The organism is Delftia sp. K82 (assembly GCF_002193035.1).
GTDB lineage: Bacteria > Pseudomonadota > Gammaproteobacteria > Burkholderiales > Burkholderiaceae_C > Comamonas > Comamonas acidovorans.
In genome coordinates this window covers 436,214-455,864 of sequence record NZ_MYFL01000003.1, presented here as the reverse complement: position 1 = coordinate 455,864, position 19,651 = coordinate 436,214, and the positions used below count along the sequence as shown (strand labels likewise).

17 protein-coding genes are annotated in these 19,651 nt (G+C 69.0%); 8 read left to right on the top strand and 9 right to left on the bottom strand.

The window, feature by feature from the left end; all coding sequences use genetic code 11:
• Positions 1-68 precede the first annotated feature (68 nt).
• Both KDK82_RS18980 and KDK82_RS18975 read right to left on the bottom strand, forming a co-directional pair.
• Positions 69-3,362 carry a carboxyl transferase domain-containing protein gene (locus KDK82_RS18980; protein ID WP_088165896.1) on the bottom strand — a complete coding sequence of 1,098 codons (3,294 nt, stop codon included), beginning with the start codon at positions 3,360-3,362 and terminating at the stop codon, positions 69-71.
• 16 nt (positions 3,363-3,378) lie between these two features.
• Positions 3,379-4,974 carry an AMP-binding protein gene (locus tag KDK82_RS18975; RefSeq protein ID WP_088165895.1) on the bottom strand — a complete coding sequence of 532 codons (1,596 nt, stop codon included), beginning with the start codon at positions 4,972-4,974 and terminating at the stop codon, positions 3,379-3,381.
• Between the two features lie 159 nt (positions 4,975-5,133).
• On the opposite strand from KDK82_RS18975, the gene KDK82_RS18970 reads away from it, so the two are divergent.
• Together KDK82_RS18970 and KDK82_RS18965 are read left to right on the top strand one after the other, a co-directional pair.
• The gene (locus tag KDK82_RS18970; RefSeq protein ID WP_088165894.1) at positions 5,134-5,856 is read left to right on the top strand and encodes a TetR/AcrR family transcriptional regulator; all 723 of its coding nucleotides are present in this window, start codon (positions 5,134-5,136) and stop codon (positions 5,854-5,856) included.
• Positions 5,857-5,882: 26 nt separating this feature from the next.
• Positions 5,883-7,166, top strand: a complete 1,284-nt coding sequence (locus tag KDK82_RS18965) for a branched-chain amino acid ABC transporter substrate-binding protein (RefSeq protein ID WP_088165893.1) — start codon at positions 5,883-5,885, stop codon at positions 7,164-7,166.
• Positions 7,167-7,204: 38 nt separating this feature from the next.
• Here KDK82_RS18965 and KDK82_RS18960 read toward each other — a convergent pair whose 3' ends face one another.
• Complete coding sequence (locus tag KDK82_RS18960) at positions 7,205-7,930, bottom strand: YggS family pyridoxal phosphate-dependent enzyme (RefSeq protein ID WP_088165892.1); 726 nt, start codon at positions 7,928-7,930, stop codon at positions 7,205-7,207.
• Positions 7,931-7,967: 37 nt separating this feature from the next.
• Between KDK82_RS18960 and KDK82_RS18955 the strand changes: the two genes are divergently transcribed.
• The 4 genes from KDK82_RS18955 (at position 7,968) to KDK82_RS18940 (ending at position 11,970) form a co-directional block, all read left to right on the top strand.
• Positions 7,968-9,011, top strand: a complete 1,044-nt coding sequence (locus KDK82_RS18955; RefSeq protein WP_012202999.1) for a type IV pilus twitching motility protein PilT — start codon at positions 7,968-7,970, stop codon at positions 9,009-9,011.
• 31 nt (positions 9,012-9,042) lie between these two features.
• Positions 9,043-9,675, top strand: coding sequence for a cyclic nucleotide-binding domain-containing protein (locus KDK82_RS18950; protein ID WP_012202998.1), 633 nt, complete (start codon positions 9,043-9,045; stop codon positions 9,673-9,675).
• 121 nt (positions 9,676-9,796) lie between these two features.
• Positions 9,797-10,933: a PilT/PilU family type 4a pilus ATPase gene (locus tag KDK82_RS18945; protein WP_012202997.1), complete on the top strand. Its 1,137-nt coding sequence runs from the start codon at positions 9,797-9,799 to the stop codon at positions 10,931-10,933.
• Positions 10,934-11,058: 125 nt separating this feature from the next.
• The gene (locus tag KDK82_RS18940; RefSeq protein WP_088165891.1) at positions 11,059-11,970 is read left to right on the top strand and encodes an NAD(P)-dependent oxidoreductase; all 912 of its coding nucleotides are present in this window, start codon (positions 11,059-11,061) and stop codon (positions 11,968-11,970) included.
• 194 nt (positions 11,971-12,164) lie between these two features.
• On the opposite strand, the gene KDK82_RS18935 is transcribed toward KDK82_RS18940, so the two are convergent.
• From KDK82_RS18935 to KDK82_RS18925, 3 genes are all read right to left on the bottom strand, one after another.
• Entirely contained in the window at positions 12,165-12,896 is a 732-nt protein-coding gene (locus tag KDK82_RS18935) for a BON domain-containing protein (RefSeq protein ID WP_063327425.1), read from the bottom strand.
• The gene (locus tag KDK82_RS18930; RefSeq protein ID WP_012202994.1) at positions 12,893-13,501 is read right to left on the bottom strand and encodes an SIS domain-containing protein; all 609 of its coding nucleotides are present in this window, start codon (positions 13,499-13,501) and stop codon (positions 12,893-12,895) included. Before KDK82_RS18930 ends, KDK82_RS18935 begins: the two co-directional genes overlap by 4 nt.
• Positions 13,502-13,574: 73 nt before the next feature.
• Entirely contained in the window at positions 13,575-13,991 is a 417-nt protein-coding gene (locus KDK82_RS18925) for a YraN family protein (RefSeq protein WP_088165890.1), read from the bottom strand.
• On the opposite strand from KDK82_RS18925, the gene rsmI reads away from it, so the two are divergent.
• Positions 13,991-14,932, top strand: a complete 942-nt coding sequence (gene rsmI, locus KDK82_RS18920; protein ID WP_088165889.1) for a 16S rRNA (cytidine(1402)-2'-O)-methyltransferase — start codon at positions 13,991-13,993, stop codon at positions 14,930-14,932. The two genes, KDK82_RS18925 and rsmI, sit on opposite strands and share 1 nt — an antisense overlap.
• Here rsmI and KDK82_RS18915 read toward each other — a convergent pair whose 3' ends face one another.
• From KDK82_RS18915 to KDK82_RS18905, 3 genes are all read right to left on the bottom strand, one after another.
• Complete coding sequence (locus tag KDK82_RS18915; RefSeq protein ID WP_088166339.1) at positions 14,933-16,189, bottom strand: Hsp70 family protein; 1,257 nt, start codon at positions 16,187-16,189, stop codon at positions 14,933-14,935. It abuts the gene before it with no gap.
• A gap of 116 nt (positions 16,190-16,305) precedes the next feature.
• A complete protein-coding gene (locus tag KDK82_RS18910) occupies positions 16,306-17,130 on the bottom strand; it encodes a VOC family protein (RefSeq protein WP_088165888.1) in 825 nt (274 codons plus the stop codon).
• 25 nt (positions 17,131-17,155) lie between these two features.
• Complete coding sequence (locus KDK82_RS18905; protein WP_088165887.1) at positions 17,156-17,707, bottom strand: OsmC family protein; 552 nt, start codon at positions 17,705-17,707, stop codon at positions 17,156-17,158.
• A gap of 251 nt (positions 17,708-17,958) precedes the next feature.
• Between KDK82_RS18905 and KDK82_RS18900 the strand changes: the two genes are divergently transcribed.
• The gene (locus tag KDK82_RS18900; protein WP_088165886.1) at positions 17,959-19,632 is read left to right on the top strand and encodes a TIGR04028 family ABC transporter substrate-binding protein; all 1,674 of its coding nucleotides are present in this window, start codon (positions 17,959-17,961) and stop codon (positions 19,630-19,632) included.
• The last annotated feature ends 19 nt before the right edge of the window (positions 19,633-19,651 follow it).

Here is a 19,651-nt window from a genome sequence, read left to right as displayed (position 1 = left end):
GCAGGCCCGCCATCATGTTCGTCGGAAAGGCGGCCAGCTTAGCATGCCGTCCGTGGCGTTTTCAGGGCCTACCAGGTGTCCACGAAGCCGGCTTGGGCAGGCGCAACGCGCGCCCCTGCCAGGCCGCGCGACAGCCACGCGCGCGTGTCGGCGGGGTCGATGACGGCGTCGATCTCCAGCGTGCCGGCCATGTGCATGGCCTCGCCGTGGGCGTACTGCTGGGCCAGCAGCCGGTCGAACAGGGCGTTGCGTTCGGCGCCCTCGGGCAGGGCCTCCAGTTCCTTGCGAAAGCCCAGGCGCACGGCGCCTTCCAGACCCATGGCACCGAACTCGCCCGTGGGCCAGGCCACGTTGAACACCGGCGCATGGAAGCTGCCGGCCGTCATGCCCATGGCTCCCAGGCCGTAGCCCTTGCGCAGCACCACGCTGAAATACGGCACGCGCAGCTTGGCCGCCGTGACGAACAGGCGGCTGACATGGCGCACCTGGGCCGTCTTCTCGATCTCGGGGCCGACCATGAAGCCGGGCGTGTCCACCAGGCTCACGATGGGCAGGCCATGGGCATTGCACAGCTGCATGAAGCGCGCGGCCTTGTCGGCCGCATCGGCGTCGATGGCGCCGCCCAGGTGGGAGGGGTTGTTGGCCATGAGCCCCACGGGCCGGCCTTCGATTCGCGCCAGCGCCGTGTGGATGCCTGCGCCAAAGCCCGTGCGCAGCATCAGCAGGCTGCCTTCGTCCACCAGATGCGCCATGGCCGCACGGGTGTCATAGGCACGCAGCCGGTTCTCGGGCACCACATGGCGCAGGGCGCGCGTGTCGGGCGCGGTCCACTCCGTGGTGCGGCCCTGGAAGAAGGACAGGTAGTGGCGCGCGGCGGCCACGGCTTCGGCCTCGTCCTCGACCAGCACGTCGATCACGCCATTGGCATGCTGCACGCTGCTGGGACCGATCTGCTCGGGCCGGAAGACGCCCAGCCCGCCGCCCTCGATCATGGCTGGCCCGCCCATGCCGATGCAGCTGGCGCGCGTGGCGATGATCACGTCGCTGCAGCCCAGCAAGGCCGCGTTGCCCGCAAAGCAGCGGCCATGGGTGATGCCGATCACGGGCACCTGGCCCGACAGCGCCGCATAGGCCGCAAAGGTGTGCACATGCAGGCCCGCGACCACGGGCGTGTCGGTGTCACCGGGCCGCCCGCCGCCGCCTTCGGCGAACAGCACCACGGGCAGCTTCTGCGCCAGCGCAATGCCCAGCATGCGGTCGGTCTTGGCATGGTTGCGCGCGCCCTGGGTGCCCGCCAGCACGGTGGCGTCATAGGACATGACGACGGCGCGCGAGCGCTCCTGGCCGAACTGCGCGCCGTTGATGGAGCCCATGCCCGTGACCATGCCGTCGGCCGGCGTGTTGGCGATCAGGTCGTCCATGCTGCGCCGGCGCGTCTGCGCGGCAATGGCCAGCGCACCGTATTCGATGAAGCTGCCCTCATCGCAGAGGTCGGCGATGTTCTCGCGCGCGCTGCGGCTGCCCTGGGCATGGCGTTTGGCCATGGCCTCGGGTCGGGCAGCATCGCGCGTGAAGGCATGGCGGTCGATGACGCGCTGCAGGTCGGCGCGGATGTGGTCCGGGTCCTGTGCGGACTGCTGCGCGCGTGCGTCGGCCTGCACGCCTTCGGCGGCGGCCAGCACCAGCAGGGGCTGGTCCTGGGCCACATAGGCACCGGCCTCGGCCAGCAGTTGGGTGATGGTGCCGGCCTGCGGCGCCAGCAGCACATGCTCCATCTTCATGGCTTCGAGCACGCCCAGCTCGACGCCTGCAGCCACGGCCTCGCCCACGGCCACGCTCCACTGCACGATGCGTGCTGGCATGAGGGCCGTGAGGGCGCCTTCGAGGACGGGCGCGCCAGCAGCCTCGGCCGCCGCCGGAACCTCGGGGGCCACAGCCGTGCGGCGCGCGCCTTCGGCCAGCGCCTGGGCGTCCGCCACCAATTCGGGAAGGGCCTCTTCAAGCCAGCGTGTGTGCACGGCCTGCGACGCCATCTCGGGCCGCCGGGCCAGCGCCTGCAGCAGCGGCAGGTTGGTGGCCAGCCCGTCGATGCGGCATTCGTCCAGTGCGCGACGTGCGCGGCGAAGCACGTCTTCAAAGCGCGGTCCGCTGCTGTGCACGATGAGCTTGGCCAGCAGCGTGTCGTAGTGCGGCGAGGGGCTGGCGCCCGCCACCGCATGCGTGTCGATGCGGATGCCGGGGCCGGCCGGCCACTGCAGTGCGCCTATGCGTCCGCTGCCGGGGCGCGACTGGCCTGCGGCATCCAGCGTCTCGGCATTGATGCGCCACTGCATGGCATAGCCGCGCGGCGCGGGCGGTGCCTTGGGGTCCAGGCCCAGCTCGCCCAGGTGATCGCCCGCCGCCACGCGGATCTGGGCCTGCACCAGGTCGATGCCGAAGACTTCCTCGGTGATGGTGTGCTCGACCTGCAGGCGCGGGTTGGCCTCGATGAAGACATAGGGCAGGGAGTCGGAGGCCGCATCGACCAGGAATTCGAAGGTGCCCAGGCTCTCGTAGCCGATCTCGGCGGCCATGCGCAGTGCGTCGCGCGTGATGCGCTCGCGCAGCGGCTGCGCCAGGCTGGGGCTGGGCGCGATCTCCACCAGCTTCTGGAAGCGCCGCTGCAGCGTGCATTCGCGCTCGCCCAGCGCGATGGGGCCTGCGCCGCCGTCGCCCAGGATCTGCACCTCGATATGGCGCGCGCCCGTCATCAGCCGCTCCACATAGACGCCGTCCACGCCGAAGGCGGCGCGCGCCTCGCTGCGGCAGCGCTCATAGGCGGCAGGCAGGTCCTCGGCGCGCGCCACGGCACGCATGCCGCGCCCGCCGCCGCCGCCGATGGCCTTGACCATGATGCCGCTGGCGCCTCCGGCCTGCTGCGCCTCGAAGAAGGCCTGGGCCTGTTCCAGCGTGACAGCCTCGCTGCTGCCCGGCATCAGCGGCACGCCGCAGCGGCGTGCCAGATCGCGTGCGCGGGCCTTGTCGCCCAGCAGCGCCAGGTGCTCCGGCGCGGGGCCGATGAAGCGCAGGCCCGCATCGGCACAGGCCTGGGCAAAGCCCGCGTTCTCGCTGAGAAAGCCGTAGCCGGGATGGATGCCGTCGCAGCCGTGCTCGCGCGCAATGCGCAGCAGGTGGGCGCCGTCCAGGTAGGCCGAGGGGCCGCTGGCGCCCAGGGGCACGGCTGCATCGGCAGCGGATACATGGGGCGCCTGCGAATCGTCTGCGGCAAAGACGGCCAGGCTCGGCACACCCAGCTCGCGCAGCGCGCGCACGATGCGCAGCGCGATCTCGCCGCGGTTGGCAATCAGGATCTTCTGGAACATGGGACTTCGGTCTTTCTCATTGATCGCGCAGCAAGCGACGCAGCACCTTGCCTGCGCCGGTGGCGGGCAGCGCCTCGATGAAACGCACCTCGCGCGGCGCCTTGTAGCTGGCCATGTTCTCGCGCGACCACTGCACCAGGTCCTCGGCCGCGATCTGCTGGCCCGGCCGCGTGACGATGAAGGCGCGCACGACCTCGCCCTTGTGCGGGTCGGGCACACCGATCACGGCGGCCTGGGCCACGGCCGGGTGCTTGATGAGGATGGCCTCCACCTCCTCGGGGAAGACGCTGTAGCCCGAGACCTTGATCATCTCCTTGAAGCGGCCGATGAAGGTCAGGTAGCCATCGGCGTCGATGCGGCCCATGTCGCCCGTGTGCACCCAGCCGTTCTTCAGGGTCCTGGCCGTGGCCTCGGGCTTGTTCCAGTAGCCCTTGAAGTTGCCGGGGCCGCGGATGGTGATCTCGCCCACCTCGCCTGCCGGCAGCGGCTCGCCGGTCTCGGGGTCGATGATGCGCACCTCGTTGCCGGGCAGCGGCTTGCCGTGCGTGCCCCAGCGGATGGCGTCGCCGGGCATGGCGGTGTCCATGGTGTGGGTCTCGCTGAGGCCATAGGCCGCCTCGCTGGAGATGCAGTTCGGGGTGAAGCGCTTCCACTGCCGCGCCAGCTCCTCGGTGTAGGCGATGCCGAAACTGGTCACCGTGTTGCGGCGCAGCGCGGAAAAGTCCATGGCCTCCACGCCCGGCAGCTGCATCACGGCCACGTTCATGGGCGCGATGCTGTACCACCAGGTCACGCGGTAGCGCTCCAGCGCCTGGGCCACGGCCAGCGGGTCGAAGCGGTGCAGCAGCACGCAAGTGGCGCCGCTGTGCACGGGCATGTTCACGCCCATGGACATGCCGGCAATGTGATAGAGCGGCGCCACGGCCAGCAGCATGTCCCCGGCGTTCACGCCCGTGGCACTGGAGGCGCCGGCCGTCTTGCTGGCCGCGTTGCCGTAGCTGAGCATGGCACCCTTGGGCAGGCCCGTGGTGCCCGAGGTATAGGTCATCAGCGAGACATCGTCCATGGCGACATCGACGGGCACGGGCTTGGCGCCGCTGTGCATGACATCCCAGAACGATTCCACGCCCTCGGGCAGCGGCTGCACGGGGGCCTGCAGTTCGGGCGGCAGCGCCAGCGTGGCCGATTCAGGAAGCCAGTCGCCATAGCGCACGGCCAGCACATGCCTGAGCGCCGTGCTGGCGCGCACCTTGTCCACCACGGGCAGCAGCACATCGGCCGCGACGATCACGCGGGCCTTGAGGTCATCGAGCTGGTACTGCAGCTCATGCTCCTTGTTCAGCGGCCCGCAGGGGCAGACGATGGCGCCGATCTTCTGGATGCCGTAGTGCGCCACGATGTACTGCGGGCAGTTGTTCATGAACAGCGCCACGGGCTCGCCCCGGCCCACGCCCAGAGCCTGCAGCCGCGCGGCAAAGGCGTCGCTGGCCGCATCCACCTCGGCCCAGCTGATGTGGCGGCCATACCAGATGTAGGCGTCGCGGCCGGGGTGGTTGCGCGCATTGCGGCGCAGGGCCTCATGCAGGGGAATGAGGGTCTCGGAATCCGCCATGCTTGTCTCCTGGGTGTCTGGCCATCCCGGAACCAGTCCTAAGGGATAGCCTTGATTTGTTTTGGGGTCCAGCGGCTTGCCAATATATACCCGCTGGTAGAACATTGCTACCCACCGGTATAACCATCGCAGCCACCGACGCGACACGAGATTTCCCGCATGCCCAAGCCCCCTGTCACCCCGCGCGGCCGCCAGCGCCTTCCCACGGCCGGCTCCGATGAAAAGCGCGAACGCATCCTCAAGGCGGCCGAGGCCCTGTTCGACCGCAACGGCTACGCCAACACCACGATGGAGCAGATCGTCCAGGCCCTGGGCGTAACCAAGCCCTTCGTCTACTACTACTTCCGCAACAAGCAGGAGATCTTCGAGACCCTGTGCTGGGCGCCCACCGAGGCCTGTTTCACGGTGCTGGACTTCGCGGCCGACGATGCGCGCGCCGCGCACGAGAAGGCCGTGGACGGCCTACAGCGCCTGATCGCGGCCACCATTGCCCACTATCCGGCGGCCTTCTTTCCCTACCGCGAGCCCCAGGCCTTCAGCCCTGCGTACATGAAGGCCTCGCGCACGCTGGCGCGCCAGTTCTACCGCCAGTTCTGCGCGCTGCTCGAAGAAGGCCGCGCCAGCGGCCATCTCGATTTCCGCGAGACACGCATCACCGCCCAGGCCGCCTGCAGCCTGCCGGGCTTTCTCTACAACTGGTACCGCCCCGGCGGCCGCCTGGGCACGGCCGAGATGGTGGCCGAGCTGACCGAGCTGGCCAGCCGCGTGCTGGGCCTGCGGGCGGCGCCAGCCACCGCGCCCGAAGCCATTGCCACACCCCCCGCGAAAAAAACGCCTGCACGGCGCAGCCGGCCCCGAGCCGAGCCGCCCGGCAAAGACTGACGACCATTCCTTCGAGGAGACAAGACATGCCGATCCGCCGCCATTGCATCCGACGATATTCCCAACCATCCATCGTTCTCGCCGCCGCCCTGCTGTGCGCCACGGTCGCCCACGCCCAGGGCGGCGAGACCTTCAAGATCGCCTTCATCGATCCGCTGTCCGGCCCCTTCGTCAGCACAGGCGAGCTGATGCGCGACCATGTGCAATACGCGGTCGAGGATGTGAACGCCAAGGGCGGGCTGTTCAACGGCGCGAAGCTGCAGCTGCTGCAGTTCGACAGCAAGCTCTCGGCCCAGGAAAGCCAGGCCGCGCTGCAGGCGGCCATAGACCAGGGCGCGCGCGTGGTGGTGACCGGGGGATCGGGCTCTTCGGTGGTGGCGGCGCTGGTGCAGGCAGCCTCGCGCCACAACCAGCGCAATCCGGGCAAGGAGGTGCTGGTGCTCAACCACTCCTCCATCGACCCCGAGCTGACGGGCAAGGCCTGCAGCTTCTGGCACTTCATGTTCGATGCCAACACCGCCATGCGCATGCAGGCGATTGCCAGCTACATCAAGACCCAGCCCGGCATCCGCAAGGTCTACCTGCTCAACCAGGACTACGCCCACGGCAAGCAGTGGGCGGCCTACGGGCGCCAGATGGTGAGCGCGGCCCGGCCCGACATCCAGTTCACGGGCGAGATGCTCCACCCCATAGGCCGGGTCAAGGACTTCGCGCCCTATGTGGCCAAGATCAAGGAAACGGGTGCGGACTCGGTGATCACGGGCAACTGGGGCCAGGACCTGACCCTGCTGCTCAAGTCAGCCGCCGACTCGGGCTATGACCTGCGCTACTTCAACCACAGCGCGGGCGGCATGCCGGGCACGGTGACATCCTTCGCCCAGACCCGCATCGGCCAGCTGACCTGGGTGGCCGAATGGCACCCGGGCCAGGCCGGCCGCCCGCTGGCCGACGCCCGCGCCCAGGAATACAAGGCCCGCATGGGCAAGGACTTCCTGGCCCCGCGCATGGACCTGGTGCCGCGCATGCTGGCCGCAGCCATGGCCAAGGCACAGTCCACCGAACCCGTGAAGATCGCGCTGGCCATGGAGGATTTGCAGATGGACACCGTGGTCGGCCCCGTGCGCATGCGCGGCAAGGACCACCAGCTGCTGCTGCCCCAGGTGGTCAACACCATCGCGCCCGTGGACAGCAAGCTGGTCAAGGCCGGTTGGGAAGGCACGAACTACGGCTTTCGCACCGATGCCGTCTACACGCCCGAGCAGGTGGAATTGCCCACGGACTGCCAGATGAAGCGGCCTGGCGGGCGCTGAGGCGGCCTGCCCCGCCAGCCAAGCCAGCTACGCCCCGCTCAACGCGGGGCGTAGTTTCTCTGGCCGAAGATACCGCTGCCCACGCGCACCATGGTCGATCCGGCGGCCACGGCCGCTTCCAGGTCGCCGGTCATTCCCATGGAAACCGTGTCGAAGCGCTCCAGCCCCGGCAGGCCGCTGGCGCGGATCTGTTCGAAGACGGCTGTGGCGCGGGCATGCACCTCGCGCTGGGCCTCGAAGCCCGGCGCATCGTCGGGAATGCTCATCACGCCGCGCAGCGCCAGGCGCGGCAGCTGCACGATGGCGGCGGCCAGCTCCAGCGCCTGCTGCGGCGCCACGCCGGCCTTGGTCTCGCCGCCATCCACGTTCAGCTGGATACAGACCTGCAGCGGCGCCAGGCCCTCGGGACGCTGGGCCGACAGGCGCTCGGCGATCTTCAGGCGGTCCACGGTCTGGGCCCAGTCGAAATGCTCGGCCACTAGGCGCGTCTTGTTGCTCTGGATGGGGCCTATGCAATGCCATTGCAGGGCCTCGCCGCCCAGCAGGCCCATGGCGCGCACGGCGGCGATCTTTTCCACGCCCTCCTGGATGTAGTTCTCGCCGAAGCTGCGCTCGCCGGCCAGCACGGCCTCGCGCACGGCGTCGGCGCCGAAGGTCTTGGAGACGGACAGCAATTGCACCGAGCCGGACGCCCTGCCCGCCTGCGCGCAGGCCGAGGCAATCCGTTCGTGAATCTGTTGAAGCTTGTTTTCAATCGTCGTCATAATTGCCGCCAGCGTACCAAACGAGGGAGCGAACTCCGTGGACATCACCCAATTGCTGGCATTCAGCGTCAAGAACAAGGCCTCCGACCTGCACCTGTCCGCGGGGCTGCCGCCGATGATCCGTGTGCACGGCGATGTGCGCCGCATCAATGTCGATCCGCTGGACCACAAGACGGTCCACGCCATGGTCTACGACATCATGAGCGACTCCCAGCGCAAGGCCTACGAGGAGTTCCTGGAGGTGGACTTCTCGTTCGAGATCGAGGGGCTGGCGCGCTTCCGTGTCAACGCCTTCAACCAGTACCGGGGCGCGGCCGCCGTCTTCCGGACCATTCCCAGCAAGATCCTGACGCTGGAGCAGCTCAACGCGCCGCGCATCTTCGGCGACCTGGCCCTGAAGCCGCGCGGCCTGGTGCTGGTGACCGGCCCCACGGGCTCGGGCAAGTCCACCACGCTGGCCGGCATGGTCAACCACCTCAACGAGACCGAGTACGGGCACATCCTGACGGTGGAGGACCCCATCGAATTCGTGCACGACTCCAAGAAGTGCCTGATCAACCAGCGCGAAGTCGGGCCGATGACGCAGTCGTTCTCGGCCGCCCTGCGCTCGGCGCTGCGCGAGGACCCGGACGCCATCCTGGTGGGCGAAATGCGTGACCTCGAAACCATCCGCCTGGCCATGACCGCGGCCGAGACGGGCCACCTGGTCTTCGGCACCCTGCACACCTCCAGCGCCGCCAAGACCATCGACCGCATCATCGACGTCTTCCCCGCCGAGGAAAAGGAGATGGTGCGCGCCATGCTCTCCGAATCGCTGCAGGCCGTGATCTCGCAGACGCTGTGCAAGACCAAGGACGGCCAGGGCCGCATCGCGGCCCACGAAATCATGCTGGGCACCAGCGCCATCCGCAACCTGATCCGCGAGGCCAAGGTCGCCCAGATGTACTCCACCATCCAGACGAGTCAGAATGTGGGCATGCAGACGCTGGACCAGAACCTGACCGATCTGGTGCGGCGCAACCTGATCAGCCCGGCGGAAGCCCGCGCCAAGGCCAAGATACCGGACAACTTCCCGGGCTGACCGCCACCCGCCCAGCCTCTCGCCACGCGCCATGAAAAGCATTTTCCGCAAGCTGCGAAGCGGCCAGGAGCCTTCGGCCCCGGCCTCCGAGTCGGCCTTCTTCACGACCACGCTGGCGGCGCATGGCTTCATGGACCCGCACACTCCTCCCGTTCCCTGGGAGGCGCGCGCCATCGAGGTCGGGGCCACGCGGCTGCCGCGCGGCGGCGGGGGCCAGCTGGAGCAGCTGTGGTCGCGCGACCGCTACCTGGGCCAGCTGGATGCGGCCAGCCTGCAGCGGCTGAGCGAATATTTCATCTACGCGGCCGTGGCACCGCAACGCGACGTGATCCGCCAGGAAGAGAACGGCAGCTTCATGGCCGTGGTGCTGTCCGGCCAGATCGCCGTGGAGCGCCAGCAGCCCTGGGGCGAGCGCATGCGCCTGGCGCAGACGCGGCCCGGCGACATCCTGGGCGAGATGTCCCTGCTGGACGGCGGGCCGCGCTTTTCCAGCTGCACCACGCTGACCGACTGCGAGATCGGCGTGCTCAGCGCCGAGGCGCTGGACGAGATGATGGCCAAGGACGCCGCGCTGGCCGCCAAGCTGATGGCGCTGCTGGCGCGCAAGCTCTCGTTCCGGCTGCGCGCCATCAGCGTGCGCCTGGGCGAAGAGCAGCACACATAGACAGTGAGTGAGTGAGTTGAATATGAGGACGCCTGGCCCCTGCGGGCCGGACCGGCCTACCTGCAAATAACAAAACAACCTGCGCGCCACAACGGCGCGCAATGCCCGGGGGAATACGGCAATGGAAAGAGATCAGGCCACCAAGTTCATCAACGACCTGCTCAAGCTCATGGTCAGCCGCAACGGCAGCGACTTGTTCATCACGGCGGAATTCCCGCCGGCGATCAAGATCGACGGGCGCATCACCAAGGTGTCGCCGCAGCCGCTGTCGCCCGTGCACACGCTGACGCTGGCGCGCTCGGTCATGAGCGACAAGCAGATCGCCGATTTCGAGCGCACCAAGGAGTGCAACTTCGCCATCTCGCCGCCGGGCATAGGGCGCTTTCGCGTCAACGCCTTCATCCAGCAGGGCCGCGTGGGCATGGTGATGCGGACGATTCCGCTGGCCCTGCCCACCATCGACAGCCTGGGCGTGCCCCAGGTGCTCAAGGAGGTGGCCATGACCAAGCGCGGCCTGTGCATCCTGGTCGGCGCCACAGGCTCGGGCAAATCCACCACGCTGGCCGCCATGGTGGACTGGCGCAACGAGAGCTCCTACGGCCACATCGTGACCATCGAGGATCCCATCGAATTCGTGCACCCGCACAAGAACTGCGTGGTCACGCAGCGCGAAGTGGGCCTGGACACGGACAGCTGGGACGCGGCGCTCAAGAACTCCCTGCGCCAGGCGCCGGACGTGATCCTGATGGGCGAAATCCGCGACCGCGAGACCATGGAGCACGCCATCGCCTTCTCGGAAACCGGCCACCTGTGCCTGGCCACGCTGCACGCCAACAGCGCCAACCAGGCGCTGGACCGCATCGTCAACTTCTTCCCCGAGGACCGCCGCCCGCAGCTGTTGATGGACCTGTCGCTGAACCTGCGCGCCATGGTCTCCCAGCGCCTGCTGCCCAAGCAGGACAGCAAGGGCCGCGTGGCCGCCATCGAGGTGATGCTCAACTCGCCGCTGATCTCCGACCTGATCTTCAAGGGCGAGGTCACCGAGATCAAGGAGATCATGAAGAAAAGCCGCAACCTGGGCATGCAGACCTTCGACCAGGCGCTGTTCGACCTGTTCGAGTCCAACCTGGTCACCTACGAGGATGCACTGCGCAATGCCGACTCGGTCAACGACCTGCGGCTGCAGATCAAGCTGGGCAGCCAGCGCGCCAAGTCGCTGGACCTAGCGGCGGGCACCGAGCATTTCGCCATCGTCTGAGGGGCGTGCCATGCATGCCCTGACCGCGCCTTCAGTGCGCTGAGCCGGCATGCCGGCTCCTTCCAGGGCCGCGCCGGACGCAGCCCTGCGCCACCCGCCTCCCACCACCTCTCAGGATTGCTTCCATGTCCGACTCCTCCATCGCCGCCCGCAGCTATGCGGACACCGCCCCTCTTTCCGTGGCCTTCCTCGGGCTGGGCGTCATGGGCTACCCCATGGCCGGCCACCTGGCCACGGCAGGCCACCGCGTCACGGTCTACAACCGCACGCCGGCCAAGGCCCGCGCCTGGTGCGAGGAGTTCAACGGCGGCCATGCGGCCACGCCGCGCGAGGCCGTGGCCGGCGCCGACATCGTGTTCAGCTGCGTGGGCAATGACGATGACCTGCGCTCGGTCGTGCTGGGCCCGGATGGTGCCTTCGCCGGCATGCGCCGCGGCGCCATCTTCGCCGACCACACGACGGCATCGGCCGAAGTCGCGCGCGAGCTGCATGCGGCCGGGCTGGAGCTGGGCCTGCAGTTCATCGACGCACCCGTCTCGGGTGGCCAGGCGGGCGCCCAGAACGGCCAGCTCACCGTGATGTGCGGCGGCGACGAGGCCGCCTTCGCCACCATGCAGCCCGTGGCCATGGCCTTCTCGCGCGCCTGCACGCTGATGGGCGACAGCGGCGCCGGCCAGCTCACCAAGATGGTCAACCAGATCTGCATCGCCGGCCTGGTGCAAGGCCTGTCCGAGGCCATCGCCTTCGGCCAGCGCGCGGGCCTGGACATTCCCGCCGTGCTGGACGTCATCGGCAAGGGCGCGGCCCAGAGCTGGCAGATGGACAACCGCGGCCGCACCATGGCCGAAGGCAAGTTCGACTTCGGCTTTGCCGTGGACTGGATGCGCAAGGACCTGGGCCTGGTGCTGGCCGAAGCCCAGCGCAACGGCGCGCGCCTGCCCGTCACGGCCCTGGTGGACCAGTTCTATGCCGATGTGCAGCAGATGGGCGGCAGGCGCTGGGATACCTCCAGCCTGATCAAGAGGCTCACCCCCTGAGCGGCTTACGCCGCTTCCCCCTCTCTACCCGCTTCGCGGGGGAGGGGGACGACGCCCTCGCCGCGAGGCGGCTCTTGCTCGGCGTCCCTGGCTTTTTGGTCGCGCCGGTTTCAAAGGTCGGTTGCAGTGGCTGACTCAGTAAGCAATGAAAAAAGCCGGAACATGTTCCGGCTTTTGCTTTCAGGCGGCGGTGATCACTTCACCGGGGTGGCGGTGGCGCCTGCGGGGGTGGACAGGCTGCTTTCCGAGAGGCTGGTGGGGGCGCTGGCTGCGGCGGCCTTGCCGGAGTCGTCGGTGACCACGGGGGCGGACTGGGGCTGCATGCGGGCCAGTTCGTCCTCGGAGATGACTTCCACCACGCGCACGACCTTGGTCACGTCGTTGATGCCGCGTGCAATCTCGGCACCGCGCTTGGCTTCGCGCGGGGTGACGATGCCCATCAGGAAGACGACCTTGTTCTCGGTCACGACCTTGAAGGCCGAGGCCTGGATGTCCTTGGCGTCCAGCAGGCTGGCCTTGACCTGGGTGGTGATCAGCGTGTCCTTGGAGCGCTGGCTCAGCGTGGAGGTGAAGGGAGCCACCACCACTTCGTTGAAGACATTGCGCACCGTGGGCTGCTCGCGCACGAGCTTCTCGATGGTCTGGCGGTCGGCCTCGTTGCCGGCCTCGCCGGTCAGCAGCACCTGGCGGTTGTAGCTGGTGACGTTGACATGGGCCTTGTCGCCCAGCACTTCGGCGATGCGGTTGTTGGCGCGCAGCTCGATGCCCTGGTCTTCCACCTGGGTGCCGGTGGTGCGGCGGTCCGCCACCGACATGCCGGCCATCACGGCGCTGCCGCCCACCAGGGCGACACAGCCCGACAGGGCGGCGCCCAGGGACGCGACGGCGAGCACACCGCAGGCGGCGCGGGACCAACGGAACTTCATAGAGGCATCTCCTGTTCACCAAGTAACTGGGCATCCACGCCGTCGCACAGGCAGTGCAGCACCAGCGTATGGGTTTCGCGCACGCGCGCCGCACGGTCGTGCGGCACGCAGATCAGAACATCGGTCTCGCGCACGCGGCCGGCCAGCGAGCCGCCCGTGCGGCCGGTCAGCACCACGGCCATCATGTCGCGCTCATGGGCGGCATCCAGGGCCTCCAGCACGGCCACGTCGTTGCCCGTGGCGGACAGCACCAGCAACAGGTCGCCGGGCTGGCCCAGGGCGCGTATCTGGCGCGCCAGGTACTGGGTGGCGTTGCCGCCCGAGCCCGTGGCGCCCACGGTGCCCAGCAGGCCGCCGTCGGAGACCAGGGCCACGGCAGCCAGCTCGGGCCGGTCGCGTTCGAAGCCGGCCACGCACAGGGCGGCGAAGAGTTGGGCATCGCTGGCAGAGGCGCCCGCGCCGCAGGCCAGAACCTTGCCGCCACTGGTCACGCAGGCCAGCATGGCCTGCACTGCCGCCGCAATGGGCTGGCTCAGCGCCTGGGCGGCCTGGTATTTCAGGTCGGCGCTGTCGATGAAATGCTGTTGGATACGTTGCTCAAGCATGGAGGCCCGATGATAACTGCCGCCCTTGAAGTCTTTCGTAGCCAGGCGTTATTTGTGCTGCAGCGGTAACGGATCAGGCGCCTTCGGCGTCAAAGGCGGCCTGCAGCCACTGCACGGCGGACCCGGCGCCGGGCTCGACCAGCACCACGTCGAAGCGGCACGGCGGCGGCGCGGACCAGCGCATCAGGTAGTGGCGCGCCGCAAATACGATACGCCGCTGCTTGGTGACACCGATGCTGGCGCCGGCACCGCCGAAGGCGCGCGTGCCGCGGCTGCGCACCTCGACGAAGACCACGGTGCCGTCGCGCGCCTGCACGATGAGGTCGATCTCGCCGCCGCCGCGGCCCGGCGTCCGATAATTGCGCTCGACCAGACGCAGGCCGGCCGCCTGCAGATGGGCCAGCGCCGCATCCTCGGCCTGCTGGCCCCGGTGCCGGGTCGTGAGGGCAGACGGCCCCGCGCCTGCCGGCTTTTTCGCAAGGAAACCCATTGACTACCTCTTTCGCCACCGCGCTGGGCGCAGCCAAGGATGCTGCGGCATCCCAGCATTATCCGCAGGGCGCCCTCTACGTGGTGGCCACTCCCATCGGCAACCTGGCCGACATCAGCCTGCGCGCCCTGCATGTGCTGCAGCTGGTGGACTGCGTGGCCTGCGAGGACACGCGCCACACGCAGGGCCTGCTGCGCTCCTATGGACTGGACCGCCCCGGCAGCCAGCTGCTGGCCGTGCACCAGCACAACGAGGCCGAGGCGGCACAGCAGATCGTGGCGCGGCTGCAGCAGGGCCAGCGCATCGCCTATGTCAGCGATGCGGGCACGCCCGGCGTCAGCGACCCCGGCGCACGCCTGTGCGCAGCCGTGCAGGCCGCGGGCCTGCGCTGCATTCCGCTGCCCGGCGCCAGCAGCATCACGGCGGCCATCAGCGTGGCCGGCGCGGTCACGCCTTCACAGGGCGAGGGAGGTTTCGTCTTCGCAGGCTTTCTGCCCACCAAGTCGGCCGAGCGCCTGGCCGCCGTGCAGCAGCTGGCCCTGCAGCCGCGCTGCACCGTGCTGCTGGAGGCCCCCCACCGCATTGCCGACCTGGCCGCCGCGCTGGCCACGCTGGGCGAGCGCCCGGTAACGCTGGCACGAGAGATCACCAAACAGTTCGAGGACATTGCCACCATGCCCGCCAGCGCGCTGCCGGCCTGGCTGCAGGCCGTGCCCCAGCGCAGCAAGGGCGAATTCGCCGTGGTGCTGCACCCGGTGGCCCTGGGTGGCGATGAGGCCGACGCCGACGCCCTGCGCGTGCTGCGCCTGCTGCTGGCCGAGCTGCCCACCAAGACCGCCGTGCGCCTGGCCGCCGAGATCACAGGCGCACCGCGCAACCGCCTCTATGACGCCGCGCTGGCGATCAAGCAGGCCGCCGAGGAGGACGGCGACGCGGATTGATCAGGCATACGCGAGGCCGGTGGCCACGCCGCCGAACAGGTCGCCCTCGACCTGCGGCACGCCCGGGAAGGCCTCGCGCAGCGCATCGCGCAGCGTGCGCAGGGCCGATGAGCCGCCCGTGAGGTAGATGGCGTCCAGCGCCTGGGGCGCCACGCCGGCCAGGCGCAGACAGTCCTGGGCGCAGGCAACGACCTGTTGCAGCGGGCCTTGCAGCTGCTCGTGCAGCACCTCGGGCGAGATGGCGGCGGACAGGCCCGATTCCAGCCAGCCCAGCTCGATGGCCGCTTCGGCATGGCGCGTGGACGCCTCGATCTTGGCCTGCTCCACCACGGCGGCCAGGCGGTGGCCTTCGCGCAGTTCCAGCACGTCCATCAGGCGCTTGTGCAGGCGCTGGTCGCTGTAGTCGGTGCGCAGGTTGCGCGCCTCGGCCAGGGCCTTGGGCGAGTACAGCCACTGGATCAGGTGCCAGGTCGAGAGGTCGAAGAACACGCGGCTGGGCACTTCGCGGCCGCTGGGGCCGATGTGCCGGTAGCCCAGCAGCGGCATGAGCTGGGCAAGGTTGAGCCGGTGGTCGAAGTCCGTGCCGCCGATGTGCACGCCGCTGGTGGCCAGGATGTCGTCGCGGCGATCGCTGCGGCCGGCCTGCTCGGGGCCCAGGCGCACGACGGTGAAGTCGGAGGTACCGCCGCCGATGTCCACCACCAGCACCACGGATTCCTGCGTGAGGCGCTGCTCGTAGTCCAGCGCGGCGGCAATGGGCTCCATCTGGAAATCCACTTCGCCCAGGCCTGCGGCGCGCGCGGCATCGGCCAGGGCCTGCTGGGCCTGGCGGTCGCGCTCGGGATGGTCGTCCACGAAATGCACGGGCCGGCCCAGCACCACGCGCTCGGGCAGGCGGCCGTCCAGCGAGGCACGCGCCCGGTCGGCCACGCGGCGCAGGAACAGGCCGATGATGTCCTGGTAGCTCACGAACTGGTCGTGCACCGCCGTCTTTTCCTGCAGCAGCGCACTGCCCAGCAAGCTTTTGAGGGAGCGCATGAGCCGGCCCGGCTCGCCGTCCAGGTACTGGGCCATGGCGTCGCGCCCGAAATGGGTGCTGTGCTCGTCCGTATGGAAGAACAGCGCCGTGGGCATGCCGCAGGCATCGCCCTCCAGCGGCAGCAGGCGTGCGGTCTGGCCGGGGGCGCGCCAGGCCATGGCGGAGTTGGAGGTACCGAAATCTATGCCCAGCGTGGCAGGAGTGGAAGCAGTCGTCATGGCAAGCAGCGCCGCGCCACGGCGCCCCTCAAGGGAGGCCGCGGCTGCAACGAAAACGCCCACCGGGGTGGGCATGGGTGTCAGCGGGGCGCCATTCTAGCGCCCACGCATTTCGCCTAGGCGGCGGCGGTTTCCCTGGCCGGGGAAACCTGGGCCAGCACGATGCGCGCGCCATGCGTGGCGGTCTCGTCCAGCGCCAGCGCAGACGCGGGCTGGCGTACCTGCAGCTCGATGGCATAAGGGCCTTCACCGCGCGTGGCCAGACGGTGGCCCAGGGTGCCCGTGGCAACGCCCTGGGCAGGCGCAGCCAGCACCAGCTCGGTGGCGCCCAGCCTCAGCGATGCGCGGTAGGCGCTGCCGTCGTCCGACAGCCGGGCCTCACCAATGTCTGCGCCCTCGCCCAGCAGCGCGCGCCAGCGTGCCAGGCTGGCGCGCAGGTCATGCACGGCCACGTGCAGCCGGGCCACGCCGGTGGCGCCGTTGGGGTGCACGCGTGCATCGCCCTCAGGCACGCGCAGGGCGCGCGGCGTGAGGTCGCCGCAGAGAAAGGGCAGGTCCTGGCTGCGGGCGCGTGCATTGCGCCAGCGCAGCTGCGCGCCGTCGGGGCGCAGGCGGCCGCCTTCGTAGGGCGCCTCGTAGTCCAGACCGCGCGCCTGGGCGGCGGCAACCACGGCGCCGGTCTCGGTGGGCAGCAGCGCGAAATCGACAATGCCCTCGCCATGGCGCTGCAGTTGCTGCCACCAGCGCTCCTCGGGCGCGGGTGCGCGCCAGGCGATGAGTTCAAAGTAGGCGCCGTCGGCAAACACCACCAGGGCGTTGTGCGTGGAGCGGCCCGGATGCTCGCCGCCGCGCAGCACGTTGAAGCCCAGCGCGGTGTAGTCGGCAATGGTGCGTTCCAGGTCCTGGACCGCGATGACGATGTGGTCGAGTGGCAGGGTCATGACAGGGGTGCTTTCTGCACGGTGTTCAGGCTGCCAGGCGCGCGGCGGCGCTGGAGTCGGTGTGGCGCACTTCGGCGCGGATGTTCTGCGGATTGCGCAGCAGGTTGAGGATGGGGCAGGTGCGCTCCACGGCCTCGAACAGCGCATCGATCTCGGCGCGGCTGGCGGGCGAGTCGATGTGCACGGTGTAGCCGATCTCATGCGGCCAGATGGGCGTGGCCTCGTGGCCGGGCTTGCCGCCGCGCGGATCGATGATGCCCGTGACCTCGACCTCCAGGCTCTCCACGGGCACCTGGCGCTCGGCCGCCTGGATCAGAAAGATGTGGGTCACGCAGGTGCCCAGCACGCCCAGCTGCAGCTCGGGCGAGCTGGGGCCGAGGTTGTAGCCCGCGAAGTCGGGCGGGCTGTCGCTGATGACCTGGTGCTCGCGGATGCGCAGGCGGCGCACGCCGCTGCGGCCCTCGGCGCGCACATGGGCCTTGAGGTGGGCGGGCTGGGCCGTGCCGGCCGCGACGGTGGCGCTGCGGGCGAGCACGGCGGCGCGCTTTTCGGCGAGGTATTCGTTGAGATGGCTCATGGACGGGCTTTCGGTGAAGGAAGTACCAGCCCATTGTTGGGACCGCCGCATGCGCGGCAAACAAACGAATCCGTCTGCGCTTATGCACTGGGCAGATATGCGGGGGCCCAATCCCTTAGTCGTTTTCCAAATATCGATGCAACTCGATATATGAGCGCAAATATTTGGCATCGATAGCATGAAAAACATGGAGCCGGTCCTGTGGCCGGCAGTCTTGTTTTTCAGCGCCCCAGCGGCGGCGAGGTACGAACGTGTTTTCCCAATCGAAGGCGGGTCAGGTGGCATGGAAGGCCGCGATAGCGGTATTGGCGGGCAGCAGCCTGCTGCTGGCGGCGTGCTCCAAGCAGGCCGATACGGCCCAGGCGGGCGCGGCTGCTGGCCCCGTGGAAGGCGGCACCCTGGTCTACCTGGAGCAGCAGGCCCACACCAACCTCTATCCGCCGGCCGGGGGCTTCTACCCCAATGGCGGCGTGCTCAACCAGATCACCGACAAGCTGACCTACCAGGACCCGAAGACGCTGGAGATCCAGCCCTGGATCGCCGAGTCCTGGACCGTGAATGCCGATGCCACCGAGTACCGCTTCAAGCTGCGGCCCGGCGTCACCTTCTCCGACGGCACGCCGCTGGACGCGGCGGCCGTGGCGCGCAACTTCGACACCTATGGCCTGGGCAACAAGGCGCTCAAGCAGCCGGTGTCCGAGGTGATCAACAACTACGAGCGCAGCGAGGTGGTCGACCCGCTGACGGTGAAGTTCTTCTTCAGAAAGCCTTCGCCGGGCTTCCTGCAGGGCACTTCGGTGATCGGCTCGGGCCTGGTCTCGCCGGCCACGCTGGACCGCCCCTTCGAGGAGCTGGGCGACGCCACGCGCATCATCGGCTCCGGCCCCTTCGTGGTGGCCAGCGAGACGCTGGGCAAGGAGCTGGTGCTCAAGGTGCGCAAGGACTATGCCTGGGGTCCCGCCAAGCTGGCCCACCAGGGCCGCGCGCGGCTGGACGAGGTGAAGTTCATCGTCACGCCAGAGGACAGCGTGCGCATCGGCGCGCTGCTGGCCGGGCAGGCCGGGCTGATCCGCCAGATCCAGGCCTATGACGAAAAGCGCGTCGAGGACCAGAAGTTCAGCATCTACGCCCCGCCCACACGCGGCGTGAACAACAGCGTGGCCATCCGCCCGGACAACGCCCTGGTGGCCGATCTCAAGGTGCGCCAGGCCCTGCTGCACGGCACCAATGCCAAGGAGATCGTGGAGACGCTGTTCTCGCCGCGCTATCCGCAGGCGCGCTCGGTGATTGCCTCCACGGCGGCCGGCTTCGTGGACCTGTCGGCCAAGCTGGCCTATGACGAGGCCAAGGCGAAACAGCTGCTGGACGAGGCCGGCTGGACGCTGGGCGCCAACGGCCTGCGCCAGAAGGACGGCCGCGATTTCGTGCTCTCCACCTACGAGTCCCTGCCCCAGCCGCAGAACAAGGAGACGCTGCAGCTCGTGGCCCAGCAGTGGGCGCGCATCGGCGTCAAGCTCAACGTGCTGTCGGGCGACGCGGGCAGCCGTGCCGTGGACACGCTGGACCCCGACAAGACCGGCGTGCTGCCCGGCATGGTGGGCCGCGCCGATCCCGACGTGATCAAGAGCAACTACTACCCGACCAACCGCAACGTGCTGCTGCAAAAGGGCGGCGTGAGCCAGAAGGTCAAGTCCTTCGAGGACACCAAGCTCAACGGCCTGTTCGACGCCATCGCGGCCGAGACCGATGCCGCCAGGCGCCTGGCGCTGGCCGGCGAGGTGCAGAACTACCTGATCGACCAGGCCTATGTGATCCCCATCTTCGAGGAACCCCAGGCCTTTGCGGGCGCGGGCTGGGTGCGCGACGTGGGCTTCGAGGCCGTAGGCCGGCCCAGCTTCTACAGCACCTGGCTGGCCAGGCGCTGACCGGAACGCTCCCTGAGGA

Coding starts and splice junctions, on each gene's coding strand:
- KDK82_RS18980 (WP_088165896.1), bottom strand. CDS start 3,362: ATGTTCCAGAAGATCCTGATTGCCAACCGCGGCGAGATCGCGCTGCGC.
- KDK82_RS18975 (WP_088165895.1), bottom strand. CDS start 4,974: ATGGCGGATTCCGAGACCCTCATTCCCCTGCATGAGGCCCTGCGCCGC.
- KDK82_RS18970 (WP_088165894.1), top strand. CDS start 5,134: ATGCCCAAGCCCCCTGTCACCCCGCGCGGCCGCCAGCGCCTTCCCACG.
- KDK82_RS18965 (WP_088165893.1), top strand. CDS start 5,883: ATGCCGATCCGCCGCCATTGCATCCGACGATATTCCCAACCATCCATC.
- KDK82_RS18960 (WP_088165892.1), bottom strand. CDS start 7,930: ATGACGACGATTGAAAACAAGCTTCAACAGATTCACGAACGGATTGCC.
- KDK82_RS18950 (WP_012202998.1), top strand. CDS start 9,043: ATGAAAAGCATTTTCCGCAAGCTGCGAAGCGGCCAGGAGCCTTCGGCC.
- KDK82_RS18945 (WP_012202997.1), top strand. CDS start 9,797: ATGGAAAGAGATCAGGCCACCAAGTTCATCAACGACCTGCTCAAGCTC.
- KDK82_RS18940 (WP_088165891.1), top strand. CDS start 11,059: ATGTCCGACTCCTCCATCGCCGCCCGCAGCTATGCGGACACCGCCCCT.
- KDK82_RS18935 (WP_063327425.1), bottom strand. CDS start 12,896: ATGAAGTTCCGTTGGTCCCGCGCCGCCTGCGGTGTGCTCGCCGTCGCG.
- KDK82_RS18930 (WP_012202994.1), bottom strand. CDS start 13,501: ATGCTTGAGCAACGTATCCAACAGCATTTCATCGACAGCGCCGACCTG.
- KDK82_RS18925 (WP_088165890.1), bottom strand. CDS start 13,991: ATGGGTTTCCTTGCGAAAAAGCCGGCAGGCGCGGGGCCGTCTGCCCTC.
- KDK82_RS18915 (WP_088166339.1), bottom strand. CDS start 16,189: ATGACGACTGCTTCCACTCCTGCCACGCTGGGCATAGATTTCGGTACC.
- KDK82_RS18910 (WP_088165888.1), bottom strand. CDS start 17,130: ATGACCCTGCCACTCGACCACATCGTCATCGCGGTCCAGGACCTGGAA.
- KDK82_RS18905 (WP_088165887.1), bottom strand. CDS start 17,707: ATGAGCCATCTCAACGAATACCTCGCCGAAAAGCGCGCCGCCGTGCTC.